The 19,743-nt window shown below is 41.2% G+C and carries 23 protein-coding genes; 9 read left to right on the top strand and 14 right to left on the bottom strand.

Going from position 1 to position 19,743, the window contains the following annotated elements; all coding sequences use genetic code 11:
• Nucleotides 1-492: 492 nt before the first annotated feature.
• Both HWQ41_RS03215 and HWQ41_RS03210 read left to right on the top strand, forming a co-directional pair.
• The gene (locus tag HWQ41_RS03215) at nucleotides 493-852 is read left to right on the top strand and encodes a VOC family protein (protein WP_292759879.1); all 360 of its coding nucleotides are present in this window, start codon (nucleotides 493-495) and stop codon (nucleotides 850-852) included.
• Between the two features lie 28 nt (nucleotides 853-880).
• Nucleotides 881-1,480, top strand: coding sequence for an arsinothricin resistance N-acetyltransferase ArsN1 family B (locus HWQ41_RS03210; RefSeq protein ID WP_292759878.1), 600 nt, complete (start codon nucleotides 881-883; stop codon nucleotides 1,478-1,480).
• A 255-nt stretch (nucleotides 1,481-1,735) separates the two neighbouring features.
• Here HWQ41_RS03210 and radC read toward each other — a convergent pair whose 3' ends face one another.
• A complete protein-coding gene (radC, locus tag HWQ41_RS03205) occupies nucleotides 1,736-2,467 on the bottom strand; it encodes a DNA repair protein RadC (protein ID WP_292759876.1) in 732 nt (243 codons plus the stop codon).
• Between the two features lie 190 nt (nucleotides 2,468-2,657).
• Here radC and HWQ41_RS03200 point away from each other — a divergent pair, with 190 nt between their 5' ends.
• On the top strand, nucleotides 2,658-3,227 hold the full coding sequence (locus tag HWQ41_RS03200; protein ID WP_292759874.1) for a hypothetical protein: 570 nt from the start codon (nucleotides 2,658-2,660) through the stop codon (nucleotides 3,225-3,227).
• 113 nt (nucleotides 3,228-3,340) lie between these two features.
• Here HWQ41_RS03200 and HWQ41_RS03195 read toward each other — a convergent pair whose 3' ends face one another.
• The 4 genes from HWQ41_RS03195 to HWQ41_RS03180 all read right to left on the bottom strand — a co-directional run bounded on the left by HWQ41_RS03195 (nucleotide 3,341) and on the right by HWQ41_RS03180 (nucleotide 6,954).
• Complete coding sequence (locus HWQ41_RS03195; RefSeq protein WP_292759908.1) at nucleotides 3,341-4,279, bottom strand: phosphoribulokinase; 939 nt, start codon at nucleotides 4,277-4,279, stop codon at nucleotides 3,341-3,343.
• Between the two features lie 284 nt (nucleotides 4,280-4,563).
• Nucleotides 4,564-4,866, bottom strand: a complete 303-nt coding sequence (locus HWQ41_RS03190) for a hypothetical protein (RefSeq protein WP_292759872.1) — start codon at nucleotides 4,864-4,866, stop codon at nucleotides 4,564-4,566.
• A gap of 172 nt (nucleotides 4,867-5,038) precedes the next feature.
• Nucleotides 5,039-5,365, bottom strand: a complete 327-nt coding sequence (locus tag HWQ41_RS03185) for a hypothetical protein (RefSeq protein WP_292759870.1) — start codon at nucleotides 5,363-5,365, stop codon at nucleotides 5,039-5,041.
• 134 nt (nucleotides 5,366-5,499) lie between these two features.
• Nucleotides 5,500-6,954, bottom strand: coding sequence for a tyrosine recombinase XerC (locus HWQ41_RS03180; RefSeq protein ID WP_292759868.1), 1,455 nt, complete (start codon nucleotides 6,952-6,954; stop codon nucleotides 5,500-5,502).
• Nucleotides 6,955-7,451: 497 nt separating this feature from the next.
• On the opposite strand from HWQ41_RS03180, the gene HWQ41_RS03175 reads away from it, so the two are divergent.
• From HWQ41_RS03175 to HWQ41_RS03160, 4 genes are all read left to right on the top strand, one after another.
• Nucleotides 7,452-8,114, top strand: coding sequence for a class I SAM-dependent methyltransferase (locus HWQ41_RS03175; protein ID WP_292759906.1), 663 nt, complete (start codon nucleotides 7,452-7,454; stop codon nucleotides 8,112-8,114).
• 329 nt (nucleotides 8,115-8,443) lie between these two features.
• Nucleotides 8,444-9,856, top strand: a complete 1,413-nt coding sequence (locus HWQ41_RS03170; RefSeq protein WP_366931627.1) for an AAA-like domain-containing protein — start codon at nucleotides 8,444-8,446, stop codon at nucleotides 9,854-9,856.
• A 318-nt stretch (nucleotides 9,857-10,174) separates the two neighbouring features.
• Nucleotides 10,175-11,737, top strand: a complete 1,563-nt coding sequence (locus HWQ41_RS03165) for an AAA-like domain-containing protein (RefSeq protein ID WP_292759866.1) — start codon at nucleotides 10,175-10,177, stop codon at nucleotides 11,735-11,737.
• Between the two features lie 305 nt (nucleotides 11,738-12,042).
• A complete protein-coding gene (locus tag HWQ41_RS03160; RefSeq protein WP_292759864.1) occupies nucleotides 12,043-13,512 on the top strand; it encodes a DUF4157 domain-containing protein in 1,470 nt (489 codons plus the stop codon).
• A gap of 116 nt (nucleotides 13,513-13,628) precedes the next feature.
• On the opposite strand, the gene HWQ41_RS03155 is transcribed toward HWQ41_RS03160, so the two are convergent.
• Nucleotides 13,629-13,775, bottom strand: coding sequence for a hypothetical protein (locus tag HWQ41_RS03155; RefSeq protein WP_292759862.1), 147 nt, complete (start codon nucleotides 13,773-13,775; stop codon nucleotides 13,629-13,631).
• A gap of 97 nt (nucleotides 13,776-13,872) precedes the next feature.
• Between HWQ41_RS03155 and HWQ41_RS03150 the strand changes: the two genes are divergently transcribed.
• Nucleotides 13,873-14,484 carry a Uma2 family endonuclease gene (locus tag HWQ41_RS03150; RefSeq protein ID WP_292759860.1) on the top strand — a complete coding sequence of 204 codons (612 nt, stop codon included), beginning with the start codon at nucleotides 13,873-13,875 and terminating at the stop codon, nucleotides 14,482-14,484.
• Between the two features lie 87 nt (nucleotides 14,485-14,571).
• Here the strand turns inward: HWQ41_RS03150 and HWQ41_RS03145 are convergent, their stop codons facing one another.
• From HWQ41_RS03145 to HWQ41_RS03115, 7 genes are all read right to left on the bottom strand, one after another.
• Nucleotides 14,572-14,991, bottom strand: a complete 420-nt coding sequence (locus HWQ41_RS03145) for a transcriptional regulator (protein WP_292759858.1) — start codon at nucleotides 14,989-14,991, stop codon at nucleotides 14,572-14,574.
• Complete coding sequence (locus tag HWQ41_RS03140; RefSeq protein WP_292759856.1) at nucleotides 14,975-15,274, bottom strand: type II toxin-antitoxin system HigB family toxin; 300 nt, start codon at nucleotides 15,272-15,274, stop codon at nucleotides 14,975-14,977. The genes HWQ41_RS03145 and HWQ41_RS03140 overlap by 17 nt, the downstream gene beginning before the upstream one ends.
• Nucleotides 15,275-15,299: 25 nt before the next feature.
• Complete coding sequence (locus HWQ41_RS03135) at nucleotides 15,300-15,452, bottom strand: hypothetical protein (protein ID WP_292759854.1); 153 nt, start codon at nucleotides 15,450-15,452, stop codon at nucleotides 15,300-15,302.
• Nucleotides 15,453-15,509: 57 nt separating this feature from the next.
• On the bottom strand, nucleotides 15,510-15,740 hold the full coding sequence (locus HWQ41_RS03130; protein WP_292759852.1) for a type II toxin-antitoxin system HicA family toxin: 231 nt from the start codon (nucleotides 15,738-15,740) through the stop codon (nucleotides 15,510-15,512).
• Nucleotides 15,737-15,976: a type II toxin-antitoxin system HicB family antitoxin gene (locus HWQ41_RS03125; protein WP_292759850.1), complete on the bottom strand. Its 240-nt coding sequence runs from the start codon at nucleotides 15,974-15,976 to the stop codon at nucleotides 15,737-15,739. The genes HWQ41_RS03130 and HWQ41_RS03125 overlap by 4 nt, the downstream gene beginning before the upstream one ends.
• Before the next feature lie 6 nt (nucleotides 15,977-15,982).
• Nucleotides 15,983-16,120: a type II toxin-antitoxin system HicA family toxin gene (locus tag HWQ41_RS03120; protein ID WP_292759848.1), complete on the bottom strand. Its 138-nt coding sequence runs from the start codon at nucleotides 16,118-16,120 to the stop codon at nucleotides 15,983-15,985.
• An 83-nt stretch (nucleotides 16,121-16,203) separates the two neighbouring features.
• The gene (locus tag HWQ41_RS03115; protein WP_292759846.1) at nucleotides 16,204-16,329 is read right to left on the bottom strand and encodes a type II toxin-antitoxin system HicB family antitoxin; all 126 of its coding nucleotides are present in this window, start codon (nucleotides 16,327-16,329) and stop codon (nucleotides 16,204-16,206) included.
• Between the two features lie 206 nt (nucleotides 16,330-16,535).
• Between HWQ41_RS03115 and recQ the strand changes: the two genes are divergently transcribed.
• Nucleotides 16,536-18,698 carry a DNA helicase RecQ gene (gene recQ / locus HWQ41_RS03110; protein WP_292759844.1) on the top strand — a complete coding sequence of 721 codons (2,163 nt, stop codon included), beginning with the start codon at nucleotides 16,536-16,538 and terminating at the stop codon, nucleotides 18,696-18,698.
• Nucleotides 18,699-19,097: 399 nt separating this feature from the next.
• On the opposite strand, the gene HWQ41_RS03105 is transcribed toward recQ, so the two are convergent.
• Nucleotides 19,098-19,622 (bottom strand): pentapeptide repeat-containing protein, encoded by a 525-nt coding sequence (locus tag HWQ41_RS03105; protein WP_292759843.1) that lies wholly within the window; start codon nucleotides 19,620-19,622, stop codon nucleotides 19,098-19,100.
• Between the last annotated feature and the right edge of the window lie 121 nt (nucleotides 19,623-19,743).

Here is a 19,743-nt window from a genome sequence, read left to right as displayed (position 1 = left end):
TTTCACTCCTATGTCTAATATCCCTCAAAAATTAAAATAAAAGGCGAGGGACTTTTATCATCTCGGTTGAATCAGGTGAGCCAGAAAAAGTAGCCCAAGGAATTTCAACCAATAGCATCATTGATAACCAACGCAAACCACTAACCTTTACGAAGTGACTATGACTTAGCTCCGACTTCTCTGTGTGCCAACCTTTGCGTTTCAGTTTCAATCCTCAATTCGCCACAGTTTTACGCAAATTTGTACCAAGTACTGATGCATCATTATGTATATATATTGTTGATAGCTATACAGATGACTTTTGTGGGGCTAAAGGAGTAGAAATGAAATGTATTTTCATTGATAGCGAACAACGTTATCTAGAGCTAGGTGAACAGAGAATTGAAGACCTTTTTCAAATTGAAGATAGACTATTTATTGATCAATCTTAGTTAACTATGATTGCCGAGTAAGCAAAATAAAATACACTAGCTGCCTAATAGACAGTTTGCAATGCAAATTATTAAAGTACTAACCAGAGTTTATCTTAATCCGGTAGACTTGGATGAAGCGATCGCTTTCTATGAAAACCTCTTTACAGAAAAATGTTGGTTGTGGTTTCAATATTCCGAGGCTGAGTTGGAACTTGCCGGTGTGGGTTCTATTCTTTTAATTGCTGGTTCGGCAGAAGCACTCTCTCCATTCAAGAGTACACAAGCAACATTTCTCGTTGACTCACTCAATGACTTTAAAGAAGCACTTATTCAGCAGGGTGCAGTGATTCTGGCGGAACCTAACAAAGTTCCCACTGGAATCAATATGCGAGCGATGCATCCTGATGGAACCATTATTGAGTATATTGAGCTTGCATAATTAATTTTTAGCTCAAAAAGGATCTGCTGTGAAGGCTGCAATCAGACTAGCTAATGAAAGTGATGCCTTAAAAATGCTAGCAATTTATGCGCCAGTTGTCCGGGAAACTTCAATTTCCTTTGAAATAGAACCTCCTAGTAAAACGGAATTTGAGGGGCGCATCCAGAATTATCAACAGCAGATGCCTTGGTTAGTGTGTGAAATTAACGGTGAGCTTCTAGGCTATGCCTATGCTACTCCCTACCGGACTCGTGCCGCTTACCAATGGTCTGTGGAATCATCCGTGTACGTCAATGTTGAGTATCGCAGAAAAGGAGTTGCCAAAGCTTTGTACACTTCCCTTTTTGGGTTGCTGCAACTCCAAGGATATTACAACGTTTTTGCTGCGATCGCTTTACCTAATCCAGCAAGTGTCGCTGTGCATGAGGCTGTCGGGTTTTCGCCTGTAGGTGTATTTTGCAGAGTTGGGTATAAATTTAGTGAGTGGCATGATGTCGGCTGGTGGCAACTATCTCTGCAACAAGAGCTACCCCTACCAATAAATTCACCTCTTTCTTTACTAGAAGTTCAAAAATCGTCTCTGTGGAATGAAGCTTTAAGAAGTGGACTCTTGCTACTTCGCATTTAACTTGGTGTTGCCATTAGCTACTTAAAATTTGTATATAATTTTCCATAAATTTATCGGCAATAGGACATTTTGATACCAGCCATAGACAGAAAACTTGTCTCATATCAAGTCTGGATAATTAGTTATCATTCCCACAGTCATTGAACCCCACCCCCAGCCCCTCCCCGCTCTTCGGGAGGGGAGACAAAGCGTAGCTTTGGCGGGGTGGGGTTCTTGGGGTTTAGTAAGTAATCAAGCAGACATGATATTAATTGATTAATCCCCCTGTGGATGCTCATCCCACAAGGTTGTCAGTTCCCGTAAACTTTGATGATTGCCATTGCCCAAAATCAGATGATCTAGTACCGGAATGCCCAAAAGCTGCGCCCCTGCTAATAACTGACGCGTCAATTCTATATCTTCCTGGCTGGGTTCAAGGTTCCCAGAAGGATGGTTGTGGGCAACTATTACCCGCGTTGCACCTTGACGAATAACTTCTCGAAAGATTTCACGGGGAGAGGCTAGGGTTTCGGTTGCGGTACCAATGGTAATTACTTGCGTACCCAATAAGCGATTCTTAACATCTAACAGCACCACTGCAAAACGTTCTTTTATTTGCCACATCAAATCTTGGCTAAGGGTAGCAGCAGCAGCAAGTGGGCTATCAATTAATGTGCCGTCATTGGGCCGAGATTGAAAAGCGCGTTTGCCCAATTCAATTGCTGCTAAGATACTTGTTGCCTTCGCTGGCCCAACACCAGGAATTTGCATCAATTCGGCGGCGGTAACTTCTCGCATAACTGCCAAAGCATCACGTTGGTGTTTGCCTAATTCGCTCAAAATATATTGTCCCAAACCCACAGCAGACAGTTTCCCTGGCCCTTGACCGGTGCCTAGAAGAATTGCAATTAATTCTGCTGTGGCTAAAATTTTAGCACCATGCGTCATTAGTCGTTCACGCGGACGCTCATTTGTAGGTAGGTCGGCAATTCTGAGGCAATAGGTCATAGAAAACTAAGAGAATCGTCACTAAAGATGTAACTATCTTTAGTTATCCCTTGTTTGCTCTCAAAATCATCTTTATTTGAGAAAATCTTTAATTTTGCTAAGTTTGTATGGGTAATCTCATTTGCAACTTTCAAAGGAAACACTAAAAATTATATGATTTAGGGCGATGCCTACGGCGGGAAACTACGCTATGTTCGATGATCTATTCAATAATTTGAAAGGTTTTATTGACTCTAAAATTCAGGAAGTCGGTATTGAACTGGAAAAACGCTTCGGCGTTCCCGAACCCGCAGAGCCATTTGTGCTGATTCGTCGATTCACACCTGCCGATTCCACGGTGACAAGGGGAGGCATTGCAATTGTCGGAGAAAGTTGGCAAATTGAAGCCTATGACGATAATACTCAGCGCTTGATAACTAGTACAGATCCTTTGCGCGATGTCATCTTGTTTGAAGTTGCAGCACCCGATGTTCAAGAGTGTGTTCTTGCTTGTCAATTTAACGCCAAAGCGCTAAATAATAAAAAACCAATCAAAGTGAGTTTAGCTTTACGTAGATCAGGACAGTGGGGCACAATGACGAGATTATGGCCAACAGAAGTTTCACTAACGCAAGATTTTAAGCCTTACGAAGCGCGTGCCCATTTTCAAAAAGAAGCAGATGCTGCCAAAGTTCAAATCAGTGTGCAATTTGAAAGTAGTGGCATTCTTCAGATTAGAGATATTGAATTGCTGCAAGCCCCCGTCAAGTCACAATCCTGAGCATCTAAGTTTGAGTCAGCAAAGTGTGTAGTTTCCCGCCGTAGGCATCGCATAATTCAACAGCCAACACTAAACGCGATCGCAAACCCGTTAAACCCCTTCATCTTCACTGATTACTGATAGATTTGCGTTGCTTTCAGCATATGGTAGGTAATGATTAACTGAGTCAGAGCGAGGGGATAACTCTGGATTGTCTCCCCAGTTGTACCAGCAATTTTACCCAGTTCTGGATTACTTTCGCGATCGCAAATATTTCGTAAATGGGGCATATCAGAACAAATAATATGCTCTAGCTTATTCACCTGATCTAAGGTGGCATGACCATCAACTTCTAAAACATCTACGGGCTTACTCATATCCCTGTCCAGCCCCAAGCGAATCGCTGAGTCAGAATTACCATAGCCAGAGTTGATAATCTGGGTAAAATCTGGGTGGGGAATTGTCGGACGTAGTACCAGACGGACATTCAGGTGTCCATTGGTTTCATCATCGTCCTCAGTGGGTGGGTAGAAACTAATGACTATATCAGACCATTGCCGTTGCGGACGAATAAATTGTGCTGAGTCTGATTCGCGCTTTTCTAGTTCCGCTAACACTTGTTCAGCAGTGTAGCCGCGCTTTTGCGTATCCCGCTTGACTTTCCACTTAGAGCGTAGTGTTTCCGGGGGTGCAAGGTAAACTTTAACATCGTAAGAGTCACGAGCGGCACGAGTAGAATAACCGAGTAATCCCTCAATAATCACGAATTTATTGGGCTTGATATACTGCGGTGGCTCGAATGTGCCGGTTTTATGGCTGTAAACGGGCTTAAGAATTGGCTGTCCTGTGCGTAGCAACGACAGGTGTTGCTGCATAATATCTAGATAGTTGCAGTCCGGGTGGAGAGCAGTGATGCCAATTTCTGCACGTTGTTGGCGATCGTAACGGTGGTAATCATCTGTGCAGATGATCGTGACATTTTCTGGGCCGAGTACCTGAGCGATTCCTCGCGTTAGTGTTGTTTTTCCAGCAGCGCTGTCGCCGACAATACCAAGAATTATTGGACGGCTCATCATACCTCCCACAATAAAAGCAAGTTTATTAATAAAATTCCCTACAATAGTTTTAATTCTAGAAGGGTTTAGGCGAGTAACTCAAGCAAAGACTTGGTATGCAATATGTCTACACATAACTAAATTAAGCTAAATAAAAGACTTTGGAGCATTCTATTCATTAAAATGCTCACATAATGCTCAAACACCCTATTTTCACCATATCAGTCAAGCAAGTAACACTCAATAACCGCGCTCAACTAATGCTCACCTTGGGGAGTGTAAACGGGTCGTAAACTGATTTGCTAATTTACGACACTTCCCATCACCTCCATTGCCTGTTTTAACTCACTCACCAGTTGAGCCACATATTTGTACCTTTCCCCAGGTTGACCCGTCGCTGACTTCCCCTTGCTTTCATCCACCTTTAATTGCCAGTTATCAAGGACGTGCCGTAGACTTTCCAGTTCCCTTGCCATCTCCTCAACATTATCACCAAGGGAAGGTGGTAGGCGGTAAATCTGAGTCTTCACACCTTCACCCCATTTACTCGCCCTACCAGCGCCGCTACGCTTGCCACCGTGACTATTACTGTCTTCCCTTACCATAATCCCTATCCTGTATACGTTCTACCACCTTAACTTGAAAAAGTAACAGAATCAAGATTGGGCATTGGGCCCTAAATTGCGATCGCGAAGTAGCTTTCCATTGATACGCATAATTGATAGTTCTTGAAGTGTTACTTAGAGTAGTTCTTAGAGTACTACAAATAATAGAGGTTTAGCTATCTCTGTCCTGAAGTAGCTTCTTCAATTCCTCAACCTGTTGCTTAAGTAATTGATTTTGCTCTTTCATTAGGTCAAGCTCGGTTTGTTGGCGTGGTATTGTTTGATTTTTTACATCTCGATAATAGTCTTTGTTAAAATTACCCGTGTCTTTGTAAAATTCACATTCATCAACAATTATTTCAAAAACATCTTCCATTTGACTTTTTCTAAATTTTAAATTATTATCATCGCTCTTGTATGGACATTCCATTGCCACAACATGATTTGAGTTAATTTCAATATTAAAATGCTTGCATCGCCTACAGTTTTTCTCATCCATAATATTGATGAAAATTGATTAAGCAATAATTTAATTTAGTTATTTAATTAAGTCAACCAAAGCAATAATTTTTAACACAAAAATACTCTCCAGTTGATTAGAGAGTATTGACCATTGACTTGGACTAATAATATTTAGCTATCTTTAGTTAACCTTTCAAGCACTCTTTTTAATTCTTCCACTTGTTCTTGCTGCAATTTATTCTGTTCCCTAAGTAGGTCAATCTCAGATTGTTGCTGAACTTGCTGAGTAGTGGTAGCTGGTGTTCCGTAACCTGGGACAACTCTTGATGCCCTGTCAGCGATATCTTGGTAATGTTTTCTAGACGTTGTTTCACTATGTTCACACCATGCGCCAACTATTTTCTCATCAACACCCACTTCAAATACTTGGTGAGTGATGAATGTGTGACGAGTATTGTAAGGTGGCAGGTACTTGGTAAGCTTGCCTTGCTCTATTAATTCTGGAATTATGCCTTTAATGTTGCGACAAGCAAGCCCTGACCAAACAGCATTAAAGTAAGACCTACCTATTATTTTTCCTGTCTTACTTTTGAAAACTGTATCATTCGGTTTCCCTTGTGGAATAGACTTTAAAAGCTTCCACAATTCCCCGTCTCTTGGCATGGGGAAAAATCTAGGTGTCTCGTTTTTTGTATCTAAAGTTTTTTTAATTGCATTGCTATAAGTTCGTTGAATTGTTAAACATTCATTTTCCCATTTAACATCTCTCCACCATAATCCAATAGCCTCACCAGTTCGTACACCAGTAAGGAATTTGAATTTTATAAAGTTGTACCAATACGACACTCTACTATTATCTTTTACATACTCAAGTATTGCCTCTACTTCATTCCATGTATATGCTTTTGATTTGTCAAGAATATCTTTATCGTTCTCACAATCTTTATCCTTTGTTTTTGATGTATATCCTTGTTTTCCCGCTTTTGCTGTTTCTTCTCTAAACTCCTCAAAGGGATTGAAAGCTTTGATTAATCCTTGCCTGATAGCCACATGATAGGCTTTTGACAGATTACTTATAACGCATTTAACAACAGCTAGGCTTCTATTCTCAATCAACCAATTTTTTATTTTTATTGCATCCTCACAACCCACGGCAACGATAGCATCCTGAAGATAATTTGAGTACTGACCTTTGTACATGAGTTCATAGGTTGTTTCAGCAAGCCCATGTTTCCTGTGTTCACAATACATATCCCACACTTCCATCAGTGATAACTGAGGTTTAGGGGGTAGCTGACCATCCGAGGTTACGGCACTCTCTACTATTTTTAGATCCGGTCTTAGTTTGTACTCAACCAAGATTTCGTTGAATCGCTTCAGATTGAACATCCCACCGGGGGCGGCTAACTTCCCTTCATCTAATTCAAGCTGTAATCGACTCTGCAACTGGCTAGCCTTGCCTTCCCAACCATCAACTAGTGGAATACCTATAGCTCGTTTCACTTGTGCCTTTTCACCTGGGAACGGTGAACGGGGAAAACAAGCCTTGATGTATTCACCATCAGGTCTGATGGTTACTAACCCCTTTTTAGCCCTACCTGTTGGTGTTTTTGCGCTGTTTACCATAATGCTCAATAAATGCTCAATTGGTGGAAGTCAGTTTTGAGGCAACTGCTATTAAAGCATTATAGATGTTTTATGCAATATTTCTACATATAGAATGATTGTGCGATCGCTTTTGGCACAATCATTAATCTAGGACTTACGCAAAAAACCTCCCAAACTCTTATTCCTCCGTGTCCTCTGTGGTTCGATTTTCCGTTGCTTGTGCGTAAGTCCTGTAATCAATCTACATAGCTGTTAGAGTAATCTGATGCAAATGTTGTAAGGGCACAGCAATGCTCATGGGTGTCAACTTAGAGCCAGGGCGAATAGAATTCGCGATTACACAAACTCTCATCCGCCTGCGCGATCGCTTTTGGCACAATCATTACAATCTACATTTAAAGATAATTTTGACTTCTAAAAAATCGTTGGCGACTATCAAACACTTATCCACGAGTATCAAAGACTCGTGGATAAGTCCCCAATGCCCCATGCCCCATGCCCAATCCCCAATGCCCATGACAACTCAAACACTAGGACTCGAACAAAACCTCTATGACTATTTACTATCAGTCTCTCTGCGAGAACCGGAAATTTTAACCCAACTGAGACAGGAAACAGCCCAGTATCCAATAGGGAGAATGCAGATTGCTCCCGAACAGGGGCAGTTTTTGGTGCTACTGGTGCAGTTGCTGGGAGCTAAGAAAACTTTGGAAATTGGGGTATTTACAGGTTATAGTTCCCTGGTAGTGGCATTGGCGTTACCGAGCGACGGTAAGGTGGTAGCCTGTGATGTGAGTGAGGAATTTACAACGATCGCTCGCCGCTATTGGCAGCAAGCAGGAGTGGCGGATAAAATTCAACTGCACATTGCCCCAGCTTTGGAGACTTTGGATCGGCTACTCGCAACGGGAGAAGCGGAAACCTTTGATTTTGCCTTCATCGATGCAGATAAGAGCAACTATGATGGCTATTATGAGCGATCGCTGCAATTAGTGCGATCGGGGGGACTGATTGCGATCGATAATGTCCTCTGGTCAGGCAAGGTTGCCGACCCCCAAGTGCAAGATAATAGAACTAAAAAGATTCGTGCCTTTAATCAAAAGCTGCATCAAGACCAGCGAGTTAGTCTTAGTTTAGTAGCGATCGCAGATGGTTTGACTCTGGCACTGAAGAAGTAATGTCTTTGAATCCCCATTTATCCATTTGTTACGAACACAGAAGCGGCCGTAGTGTCGCTTTTACAAAAAATAGTCGTTCCATAACTTACTTTCATCTGTAACCCTTGGAAAGAAGACCATTTGTAACGGCTGACTTTTCCGACTAAAATCCACTTTTGCTACTCGGAAGTGTCACACTAAGGATTTTCTTTGTTTGAAGATTAATTGATCTGTAAAAATTGTACCCATACAAATTTAATTTTTCTTTTTTTAAGTATTTATTCAGTTGTATATTATTACTAGTCCAAAGTGGATAAATGCATCTAGTAACTGTTTAACCTTTAATATCCGTGGAAGATATTCTGCAAGCAGTAGAAAGAATTCTGCAAGACAAACCTCTTGCTTCCATTCAGTGGTTTGTACTCTCTCAATCGTGGTTGGGCAAAACTTATGGTGAAATGGCAGAGGCATCAGGCTACGGCAACAATTATATAAAAGAAGTTGGCTCTGAGTTGTGGCAAGACCTTTCCATCGCACTGGGAAAAAGAGTAACGAAAAAAAATCTGCATTTAGCCTTGAACAAATACCTACAAGACAAGATAGGTGATCGGGAGAATCAGATCCAACAAAAATCCGGCGAAAAATCTAGTTTAGAAATGCTTTTTCCAGACTTTTTTCCAGCAAGCAAAATAGAATTTCCTAGCGGCCCTGTACCACTGGGTTCTCCTCTTTACATCAATCGCCCTCCCTTGGAAGAACTTGTTTGTAACGAGATTTTACACCCTGGTTGCTTAATCCGGATCAAAGCACCTAAAAAGATGGGAAAAAGTTCTCTGCTCAATCGGATGATTGCTTATGCTAGAGAGCAAGGTTATCAAATTGTCTATTTGGACTTTCAAGAAGCTGACCAAGACGTTTTTGCTTCCCTTGATAAATTTTTGCGTTGGTTTTGTGTCAATGTCAGCAGGCAGTTAAATCTTCTTCCCTGTCTAGATGATTTTTGGGATACGCAAATGGGCAGCAAGGTAAGCTGCAAAATCTATTTTGAAGCATATCTGCTGCAATACATTGATCATAGTCCTGTAGTTTTGGCTTTGAATGAAGTCCATCGAGTTTTTGAACATCCCAATATTGCCAAAGACTTTTTGCCAATGCTGCGATTTTGGCATGAACAAGCAAAGCAGGATCAAATCTGGCAAAAACTGCGGATGGTGGTAGTTCACACAACAGAAATTTATATTCCGCTCAACCTCAACCAATCGCCTTTCAATGTCGGGATAACAATTACACTGCCACCATTTACCCTCAAGCAGGTACAGAATTTAGCATTATGTTACGGACTACATTGGGCAGCAGACACCGAAGGGGCAAAACGCCTTGTACCACTACAAGCAATGGTAGGAGGACATCCCTATTTGGTGAGCCTTGCGCTTTATCATCTATGTCAGGAGGAAATAACATTAGAGATGTTACTAGAAACCGCAGCTACACCAGTAGGAATTTACAGTCAGCATTTACGAGAACTGTTGACTCTACTCAAAAAAGAACCAGAATTAATATCAGCTATGCAACAGGTAATTGCAACAGATGAAAAAGTGGAGCTAGAGGCGATCGCTGCTTACAAACTAGAAAGCATGGGGTTGGTTCAACTAAATGGGAATCAAGCTCACGCTATGTGTGAGTTATATCGCCTTTATTTTAGTCAACAACTTGGAAAGCAAAATAGTGCTAATGCTTCTATAGGACTAGTATTTGATTTTTGAAATACACGTAGGTGTGTTAGCGATAGCGTAACGCACCCTATAAGACTACTGAGATTTTTTCAGAAATCAAATATGATTCATATAGTAAATTTTAAAGCTAGTAATGAAGAGTTTGTAGTAAGCACTAAAGTGCTTAGAAAATAAGGACTAAAGTCCTTACTACGAACTTGCTTATCCATCAATTCCAACTTGACAAACTACTAGTAAATTGTGGGAAGACAAATAATAAAAATATTTATTATATGAATTTTCTCAACTGTCCCGATACAAATTTCTTGATTTAGACATAGAAATAATTTAAAATTTAAAATCAATCAAATGAACAATTATCGATACCAAGTTGGTGGTACTCTCACCAGTGACGCTCCTAGCTATGTTGAGCGCAGAGCGGATGTGGAACTTTACGAAGCCTTGAAGCAGGGTGAATTTTGCTACATCCTGAGCTGTAGGCAAATGGGCAAATCTTCACTTATGGTAAAAACAAAGCATCGCTTCCAACAAGAGGGCTTTAGATGTGCCACCGTTGATATGACTAATATTGGTTGTGAAAATATAACTCCAGAACAGTGGTATAAAGGAGTTATCGGCGACCTATGGTTGAGTTTTAAACTGTTAGGAAAAGTCAATTTAAAAACCTGGTGGCAAGAACAAAATGATATTTCTTTGGTTCAGAAACTCAGTCGGTTTATTTCGGAAATTCTGTTAGCTCAGTTTCCTAACGAAAGACTATTTATTTTTATTGATGAAATTGATAGTATTCTCAGCCTCGATTTCTCTGTTGATGACTTTTTTAGCTTGATTCGGTTCTGTTATAATCAACGAGCAATTGATCCAGAGTATCATCGGATTACATTTGCAATTTTCGGTGTTGCGACACCTTCAGACTTAATTCTATATCGAAATCATACGACTCCATTTAATCTTGGTAAAACCATACAAGTAAATGGTTTCACCTTTGAAGAAGCTCAACCACTATCTTTGGGACTGGATATTAAAGATAATCATCCCCAGAAAGTTTTGAGAGAAGTATTAGCTTGGACAGAAGGGCAACCATTTCTTACTCAAAAGTTGTGTCGGCTACTTGGTGGTTTATCTCAAGATGATGTGGGTAGAAAGCTAAAAATTCCCCCTGGCACAGAAGAATTTTGGATAGAAAATGTGGTGCGATCGCACATCATCGAAAAATGGGAATCACAAGATGAACCGGAGCATTTGCGGACAATTCGCGATCGCATCCTCAGAAACGAACAATTTGCCGCCAGATTGCTGGGAATTTATCAGCAAATTCTCCAAGGAGTGAAAGTACCAGCCGACGATAGTCGAGAACAGGTAGAACTGTTGCTGTCTGGTTTGGCGATCAAAAAGCAAGGTTTTCTCCAAATCAAAAACCGAATTTATCAAGAAGTTTTCAATTTAGAATGGGTTGGAAAAAAATTAGCTTATTTGCGCCCCTACTACGAAACCTTCAATGCATGGATAGCTTCCAAGGAAAAGGATGAATCTCGCTTATTACGTGGACAAGCTTTGATTGATGCCCAAACTTGGGCAAATGGTAAAAGCTTGAGCAATTTAGATTATCGATTTTTAGCTGCTAGTGAAGAATTAGATCGGCGAGAAATGCAGCAGGCATTAGAGGCTGAACGTGCTAAAGAAGTTGAAGCACGACTTACAGAACAACAAAAAAGGCTGGCTCAACAAAAGAAAGCTGCCACAATAGTAACGCTTTTGCTTGCGGGCATGACGATTAAGTTGGTGATTTCTATAGTGTGGGGAATATCGCTTTTACGAAAGATTGATGCTTTAGAATCACAGCTAAAATGCACCCAGATAGGGCATCAGCGCAAAGTAATAACAGCAAATTCTCGGTTAGGTGGATGCTGACTGAATTTTAGATTTTGCGGTATTAAGCTGTTATGTATACAACTTGCACAATCAGGGCGGGCAAGATGCCCACCCCACAACCATCTTGAAAAAATATTAGTGCAAATTAAAGGTGCAACAGCTTAATTAAATTTGGATTATTGGAACAGTAATCTCTATCTGTAGATAGATGAATACATTTTCTGCCCTATCAAATACTTCTATGTAGTACTACATATATATTCCTTACGATAAAGTTATTACCCAATATCAGTAGATCGAAAACTTAATGTCAGATTGACTGCAAATAAAGAACTGTAAAAACAATGCACAATAATAGATTGTCAAAGACTCCTTCATCCATTTTTTCCAATTCCCAAGCAGCAGAACAAAACCCTCAATTGGCGTATAGACCGTTTGGTAGCCAAATTCAAAAAGCATCAGTTGCACCAGTGACACAAAGTACAAAAGAGGATGTTGCCTTTGCAGAACAAAAGATGGAGGCTTTTGGACTGGAATTACAAGCCAAATATGGCAAGATTACGCCAGAGGGGCAGGAACGGCTGACTGTGCTGCAAGCCAAGATGGATGGATTATTGAATTCTCAACTGCAACACGCAAAGCGATTTGGTCATAATATTGCCAATATTCCACTAAGAAGACCAGATACACCAATTCAGGCAAAGCTGACAATTGGGGAGCCAGGAGATAAGTATGAGCAGGAAGCAGACGAAACAGCGCGTCAGGTAGTGGAACGGATTCATCAGCCACAGAGCGAGAAAATTCAGCGAGAAGAATTGCCAGAAAATGATGAGCTGCAAATGAAACCAGAGCGCCCCGTACATCGAGAAGCGTTGCTCGAAGATAATCAGATGCAAATGAAACCAATGGTGCAACGTCGTGCGTTAGACGCTGGCATAGTTGCATCAGCTAATCTGGAAAGGTCAATACAACAGGCACAGGGGAGCGGACAACCACTGGCTGATAGTATCAAGTCACCGATGGAACAGGCGTTTGGTGCTGATTTCAGTGGGGTGAAGGTTCACACAGATGGTCAATCTGACCAGTTGAATCGGTCAATTCAGGCGCGTGCATTCACAACGGGGCAAGATGTGTTCTTTCGGCAGGGGGAATATAATCCTGGTAATCGGGGTGGGCAGGAGTTGTTGGCGCATGAGCTGACTCACGTTGTGCAGCAGAATGCTAGTAGGGTGCAGCTACAGGAAGAAACGCGGTCAATACAGGCAAAGGGTAGTGGACAGTCTCTTGCTGAAAATATTCGAGAACCGATGGAGCAGGGTAGGGGAATTGTTCAAAGAGTTGTTTCTGGTGAGACACAACCTACAGGGAATGTATGTTGGGCTGCTGTTGGTTATGCTATTCATAAGCATAAAGGTGGTCAGCAATACATCGATCTTAGAACTTTCGTGCAAAATCATGCAAATGCAAATGTTTTAACAATATTTGATCAAAATCAGCCAACTGACATTGATCGAATTATTGGAGAACAAAGTAATCTAAATCGGCTTGATGGCAGTGATAGTGCGGGTAGCTACTATAAAAGTGCAATAACTCGAATACTGAATAAAGATAAACCTATAGTAGCCAATGTTAATGGTAACCACTACATAATTCTAACAGAACGTATATTTAACAATGGAACTTATCAGTTGAGGTATATGGATCCAGCCGATGGTCAGTTCCATACTCTAGATGCTGTTGAAGATCCAAGCGACCCTCAACGTATAACAGGAGTTGGTAATTATACACTATCAGTACTTTATTATACGAAATAAGAATAAGATGACAGCAATTCTCATTGTGAAAATAGTTATCAGTATGTGAAGGTCAAGACTAACTGATGAAAGGCATTTGCCCTGAAAAAAAATCCCCGCATCAAAAGTGGACAGAATCAGGGTAGGAAACTTGTGCGATCGCCGATTTTATAGCAACTGTCTTGAAAGTCAAGCGATCGCATCATGTATGAAGGTTGATGAGCGTGCGATCGCGAAGCGCTGCTGCAAGCAGAACGCCGATCTTGTAGGTTAGATCGAAGCATGAGACTCAACAAGCTAAAACTTAATGGCAAATAGATATAAACTTGAAGATCAAAAGGTTATGAGAAGCCAGATGCTAATCAATCAGGAGCGATCGCCATGATCACAACCCCTAAACCACTAACCTTTAACCAATTCCTTGATTTCGCCGAAGGTAATGAACTTAATGAGTATGAGTTGGTTGCTGGAAGGCTGGTGCTAATGCCAGAACCCAGCGAACTGCATGAAGAAATTCTTGAATTCCTGTCCTTCATGTTTGAACTTGCCTACCGCAAGCGTAAACTGAAATACTCAGTTCGGAAGCGAAACGCATTACAAATTAACGAGACACAAAGCCGACGACCCGATATTGCGATTATCCAACGCCCCCAGTTTTACCCCGACGATCAACCAAGGATGGGCATCCAAACTCAGCCATTCATGATTGTTGAGATTGCCTCATCCAACTGGTCAACTGACCTCATAGACAAGCAAGAAGAATATCTTGCCCTGGGAGTACCTGAATATTGGATTATCGACTACCGAGGTCAAATTCCTGCTAAGTATTGTCTGCGAGGAAAAGGAAAAAAGGCGATCGTCCTGACCCTAGAAAATGGTGAGTATCAACGCTCTGAGTATCTTGAAGGAGAAACAATTCCTTGTCAAACTTTTCCAGACTTAACTTTAACCGTTGACCAAGTATTAGCAGCTGATGCCGAGAATGTAGTTTAGGCCGATCGCACGATTTTGGGAAGTGCCGCAGCTACGCCCGTCGTAGACATCGCCGATCTTGTAGCGACAGTTTAATCTTCAATTTTCTTACTGTCCAAAGTCAAGAGCCGTTAGGGAAAGCCCAGAATAATGGTCATTAAAAAACTTAGCTAGGGACTCAGCTTGAGATTGGCTAACTTGGCGTTGACCATTAACCACTTCTCTAACAATTTCAACAGTGCCAAAAACCTCGACTAAAGAAGTTGGCTGCACATCAAACTCATGCATGAGGGATTCCAAAGTAGCTAGAGGTTTTGATTCACCCATCGAATAATGAGGTGACTCGTAATTCTCAATCAGAAGAACCAACAACTCAAAAAGCGCAGTTTCAGCCTCTGTCAACTCGCCAGACATCATCCCCTCTACTGCTGTTAAGGCTCTGTTATACTCCTGTTCTGTTTTAATTGGCTTAGGCTGATACTGAATCAGTAAGTCAGTATAGGTTTGTTGACTAGAAGTAGGGGTCATCTTTCCACCTTTCTTTATCGTATTCAGGATGGGTAAGAACGTATTTAATAAAAATTGTCTGGCTGGAATATCTAATGTCTACAATCAAACGATAGTTATTACCTTTGATGTTAAACACTGTAAAGTTACCAACCGCTTCTGCCTTTGGATATCTTTTCTGAACATCCATCAAATTAGACCAGTTCGCAATAGATGCAAACTTATACCAGTCATTGAGAGCATCTTCAGAATCAGCGTGTTGAACCCAGAATTCCCGCAATTTCACTTTGCTGATTACGTGCATCCCTAAAGTGAGAAATTTGTGCTAATCATAGCATTGATTGAGACGAACACCAGGGGAATAGCGCGATCGCGGCTCTTGTAGCAACTGTCTTAAAAGTCAAGCGTAGGCGTAGCCCGTTAGACATCGCTCCTAGCATGAAGGTTGATGAGCCTGCCGCAGCTACGCCCGTCGTAGACATCGCCAAGCTTGTATGTTGGGTTTAGTACCGACATCAAACAATAAAATTACACCTAATTTATTTTCCCAATAACTCAAAGAAAGTTTCCTTATCAATACCAATATCTTGAATCATACCCATTAGAGTCCCTTGTTTTAGGTCTTTTCCCGAATGAATAGGAACAACAACCCTTTGTCCATGACTATCCTTGTAAATAGCATAACTCCCCTTTTGACGGTGAAGATAAAAACCTAAATTTTCGATGACTTTGATAAATTCTTTAGCTTTGACACTGGGAAAATTACTCATGCCAAGATACTTAAAGGCTTAACAATTAAATCATCTCTAGGAATTGACTGATTATCAGCCCTTAAACTTTCAATATATAATTCAATAGCTTCTGTAATATTCTCGATGGCTTCTTCAAAAGAATCTCCTTGAGAATGACAACCTTTTAAAATAGGACAAAAAGCGTGATAACCTCCATCTGATTCTTTTTCCAGAAGAACTGTGTAATTGTAAATTTGTTTATTGTTGTTGTCCATATCTTTTCAACTTGTTTGTGATCTACCTACTTTTAACTTAGACTGATTTATATGATGACTTCCGCGCACCCTAGCAACATCAAAACCTATTTTACCAAGAGCTGCTATGACTTCGCGTCCTGTCAAACTTGGCAGTTGGCTCATACTTCAACTGCAACTCGTTGGACGCCCACAAAATCCAATGAATCCTGTTCATCCTCAAATTCCAAACAGAGTGCGATCGCTTCTCAGATACGTTCTATCAACTCATCTAAAGATTTAGCTTGTGTATGACACCCAGCAAGATTAGGAACCGAAGCGACAAAGTAGCCATCTGTATCCCGCTCGATAATCACATTAAATTCTCGCTTCATGATTAGCTGCCCAAGATTATTATTCCATTCTCTCACCATTACCGCCAGTACCAGCTAAGTGAAAGCTGGGGTAAGAGAAGTTCTGTTAAGACAATTGCGATCGCCAACAGAAACGCAGGTCTGACCAAAGCTGCCGAAGATGTGAGTTAAAATCCTGATATCTTCAATAACTACTCACGCAGACAGCCCCCGAAAAAGCGATCGCTATGCTTCAGTATCCCCATCTCGAACAAGCGCTAAAATATCACTTCGGTTACGACAGATTCCGCCCCGGACAACGGCAAATTATCGAAGATGCGCTGCAAAATCGAGATTTAATGGTTGTGATGCCGACTGGTGGGGGGAAATCTCTGTGTTTTCAGCTACCAGCATTGTTAAAAAATGGACTAACGGTGGTGGTGTCGCCGTTAATTGCTTTAATGCAAGACCAAGTAGAAGCACTGCGAAATAATAATATTAATGCGACATTTCTCAATAGTAGTTTGAATGCTTACAAGGTGCGATCGCGGGAAGAAGCCATCCTCGCCGGTAAAGTAAAATTACTATACGTTGCCCCTGAACGTCTGCTAAGTGAAAGGTTTCTACCGTTTCTCGATTTAGTTAAAGAAAAAATCGGTATTTCTAGCTTTGCTATTGATGAAGCGCACTGCGTTTCGGAATGGGGACACGATTTTCGTCCAGAATATCGCCAGTTAAAATCTCTGAGAAAACGCTATCCTGATGTTCCTACCGTCGCCCTCACCGCCACAGCAACCGATCGCGTCCGTAGTGATATCATTCAACAATTAGGACTAAAGCAACCTAGCATCCATCTTGCCAGTTTTAACCGGGAAAATCTTTATTACGAAGTTCGTCCTAAAACTAAATATGCTTACGCTGAATTGTTAGAACTAATTCGAGAAACTCAAGGTTCGACAATTATTTATTCTTTAACTCGGAAAAAAGTTGATGAACTCACTTTTAAACTACAAAATGATAAAGTTGTTGTTCTGCCTTATCACGCCGGATTAACTGATGAAGAACGTAGTAGTAATCAAACGCGATTTATTCGAGATGATGTTCGGGTGATGGTGGCAACAGTCGCCTTTGGGATGGGAATTAATAAACCCGATGTGCGGTTGGTAGTTCACTTTGATATGCCCAGAAATATAGAGAGTTATTATCAAGAATCGGGTCGGGCAGGTAGAGACGGAGAACCATCTAGGTGTACAATATTTTTTAGCTTTGGTGATGTTAAAACAATTGAATGGAGTATTGATCAAAAAAGTGACCCTCAAGAACAGTTGATTGCTAAACAACAACTGCGGCAGATGATCGATTATGCTGAAGGCACTGATTGTCGGCGAACGATTCAACTGGGTTATTTTGGCGAAAGGTTTCCTGGGAATTGCGGTAACTGTGACAATTGTCGTCATCCCAAACCGATGCAAGATTGGACAATTGAAGCCATGAAGTTTTTATCTTGTGTGGCGCGTTGCAAAGAAAGGTTTGGGATGCTACACATAATTGATGTGTTGCGGGGGGCAAAAAAAGACAAAATTATCCAGTACGAACACGATAAACTTTCTACCTACGGTATTGGCAAAGATAGAACTCTAGATGAATGGCGAATGTTGGGGCGATCGCTTTTACATCAAGGGTTAATAGAACAAACTAGCGATGGTTACTCAGTTTTAAAACTAAACCGCCTGAGTTGGGAAGTAATGCGAAAACAACGCACAGTTTCGCTAGCTGTAACCATAGTCCAAAAGATTACCTGGGAAGCGGGGAGTGAAAAAGCAGAAGAAGCAGAGGTATTATTACAAAAGTTGCGATCGCTACGCAAACAATTAGCTGATGAACAATCTGTACCACCTTATGTAATCTTCCACGATTCCACTTTAAAAGTGATGGTGCAGGTGCAACCCCAAAACTTAGTTGAATTCGCCAAACTTTCTGGTGTAGGTAGTCACAAACTCGCTCAATATGGCGAAAGGTTTATTACAGAAATTTGCGCCTACCGCCTAGAAAAAGGTTTGCAAAATAAATCTGTTACTTCCGCTTCCGTATCCTCTCCCAACTCACCTTCTTATACCGAATTACAGACATTACAATTACATCAACAAGGTTTAAATATCGCTCAAATTGCCCAAAAACGTAACCTGAGTCCGGCAACAGTTAGCAATCATCTAGAGAAACTAATTGAGAAAAATCAGCCAGTTGATTTAAATCAATTAGTTTCTGTAGAACATCAACAAAAAATTTGGCAAGTTTTAGAAGTACTCGGTGAAATTTCCCTCACTCCCATCAAAGAACAACTAGGTGAAAGCTATACTTTTGATGAAATACGTTTAGTGCGGGGTAAGTGGCGGCGTGAAAATCGCAAATGATAATTAAATTTTAGAGGATGTTTTCAAAGTATTGGGCGAATAGAATTCGCGGCTACACAAGCAAAGTCCACCTCCGTGGACTAAGAGGATGTTTTAAAAGTCCGATTGTAGGTATCCAAACGTTTTAGACCCTCCTAAATCCCCCTTAAAAAGGGGGACTTTGATTCCAAGTTCCCCCCTTAAAAAGGGGGGTTAGGGGGGATCAACAAGTGCCTAAAATCACAGCCAAATACTTTTCAAACATCCTCTAAGATAAAATCAAGGTTTTAAACCCACGGAGGTGGGTTTTGTCTGTATAGCCGCGAATTCTATTCGCCAGGGCTAATATGAATTGAGACTTTACAAATATCCTCTTACCTTGTTCCGAATGCACACCTTATGACTGCATCTGAGGATGAACTAAAACTCTCCGAAGAAGGGACCACTTTTGATAGTGCCATCGGGCATAGTGGTCTGCCAAATCAAATTACCGAACTTACAAATATTGATCTCCGAGACGTCAGCGGAACGAAAGTTAGCATGAGCCAAAATGGCGTAAGAAAAACCACCGATGTTAGCTCTACAGAAGGCAGCACGACTAGCATTCATATGATTCAAGTCGGTTCCCCTCAAATCGGCTTCAGTCAAGTCACACCAACTCAAGTTGGCAGAATACAAATTAGCATCCCTGACAATAGCGCGTTTCAACCAAGCGCTTTCCAAGGAAACACCAAACAAATCGGCTCCAGTCAAATCAGCTCGACACAGATCGGCTCGACACAGATCGGCTCCACGCAAGTTGATATCTCTCAAAATAGCCCCTTCGAGGTCAATCGAAGCTTCCTGGGGAACACCCTCGGATTGAATCAACTCAATCCCAGCAAAGTTTCGCTCTCCATCAGCATACCGAGCCAGCAACTCCTCAGCAGTTATTTCCCAAGGCATGATTTAACCTCCAAGTTTTTTTCTAATCTCAAATATATGGATGTCTAATATCATGTCCGCTTGATTACTTAATTAAACCCCAAGAACCCCACCCCGCCAAAGCTGCGCTTTAGCTCCCCTC

This window comes from Nostoc sp. NOS(2021) (assembly GCF_017115025.1).
GTDB lineage: Bacteria > Cyanobacteriota > Cyanobacteriia > Cyanobacteriales > Nostocaceae > Nostoc.
The sequence above is the reverse complement of the archived record's forward strand: the minus strand, read 5'-3'. Positions and strand labels throughout refer to the sequence as shown.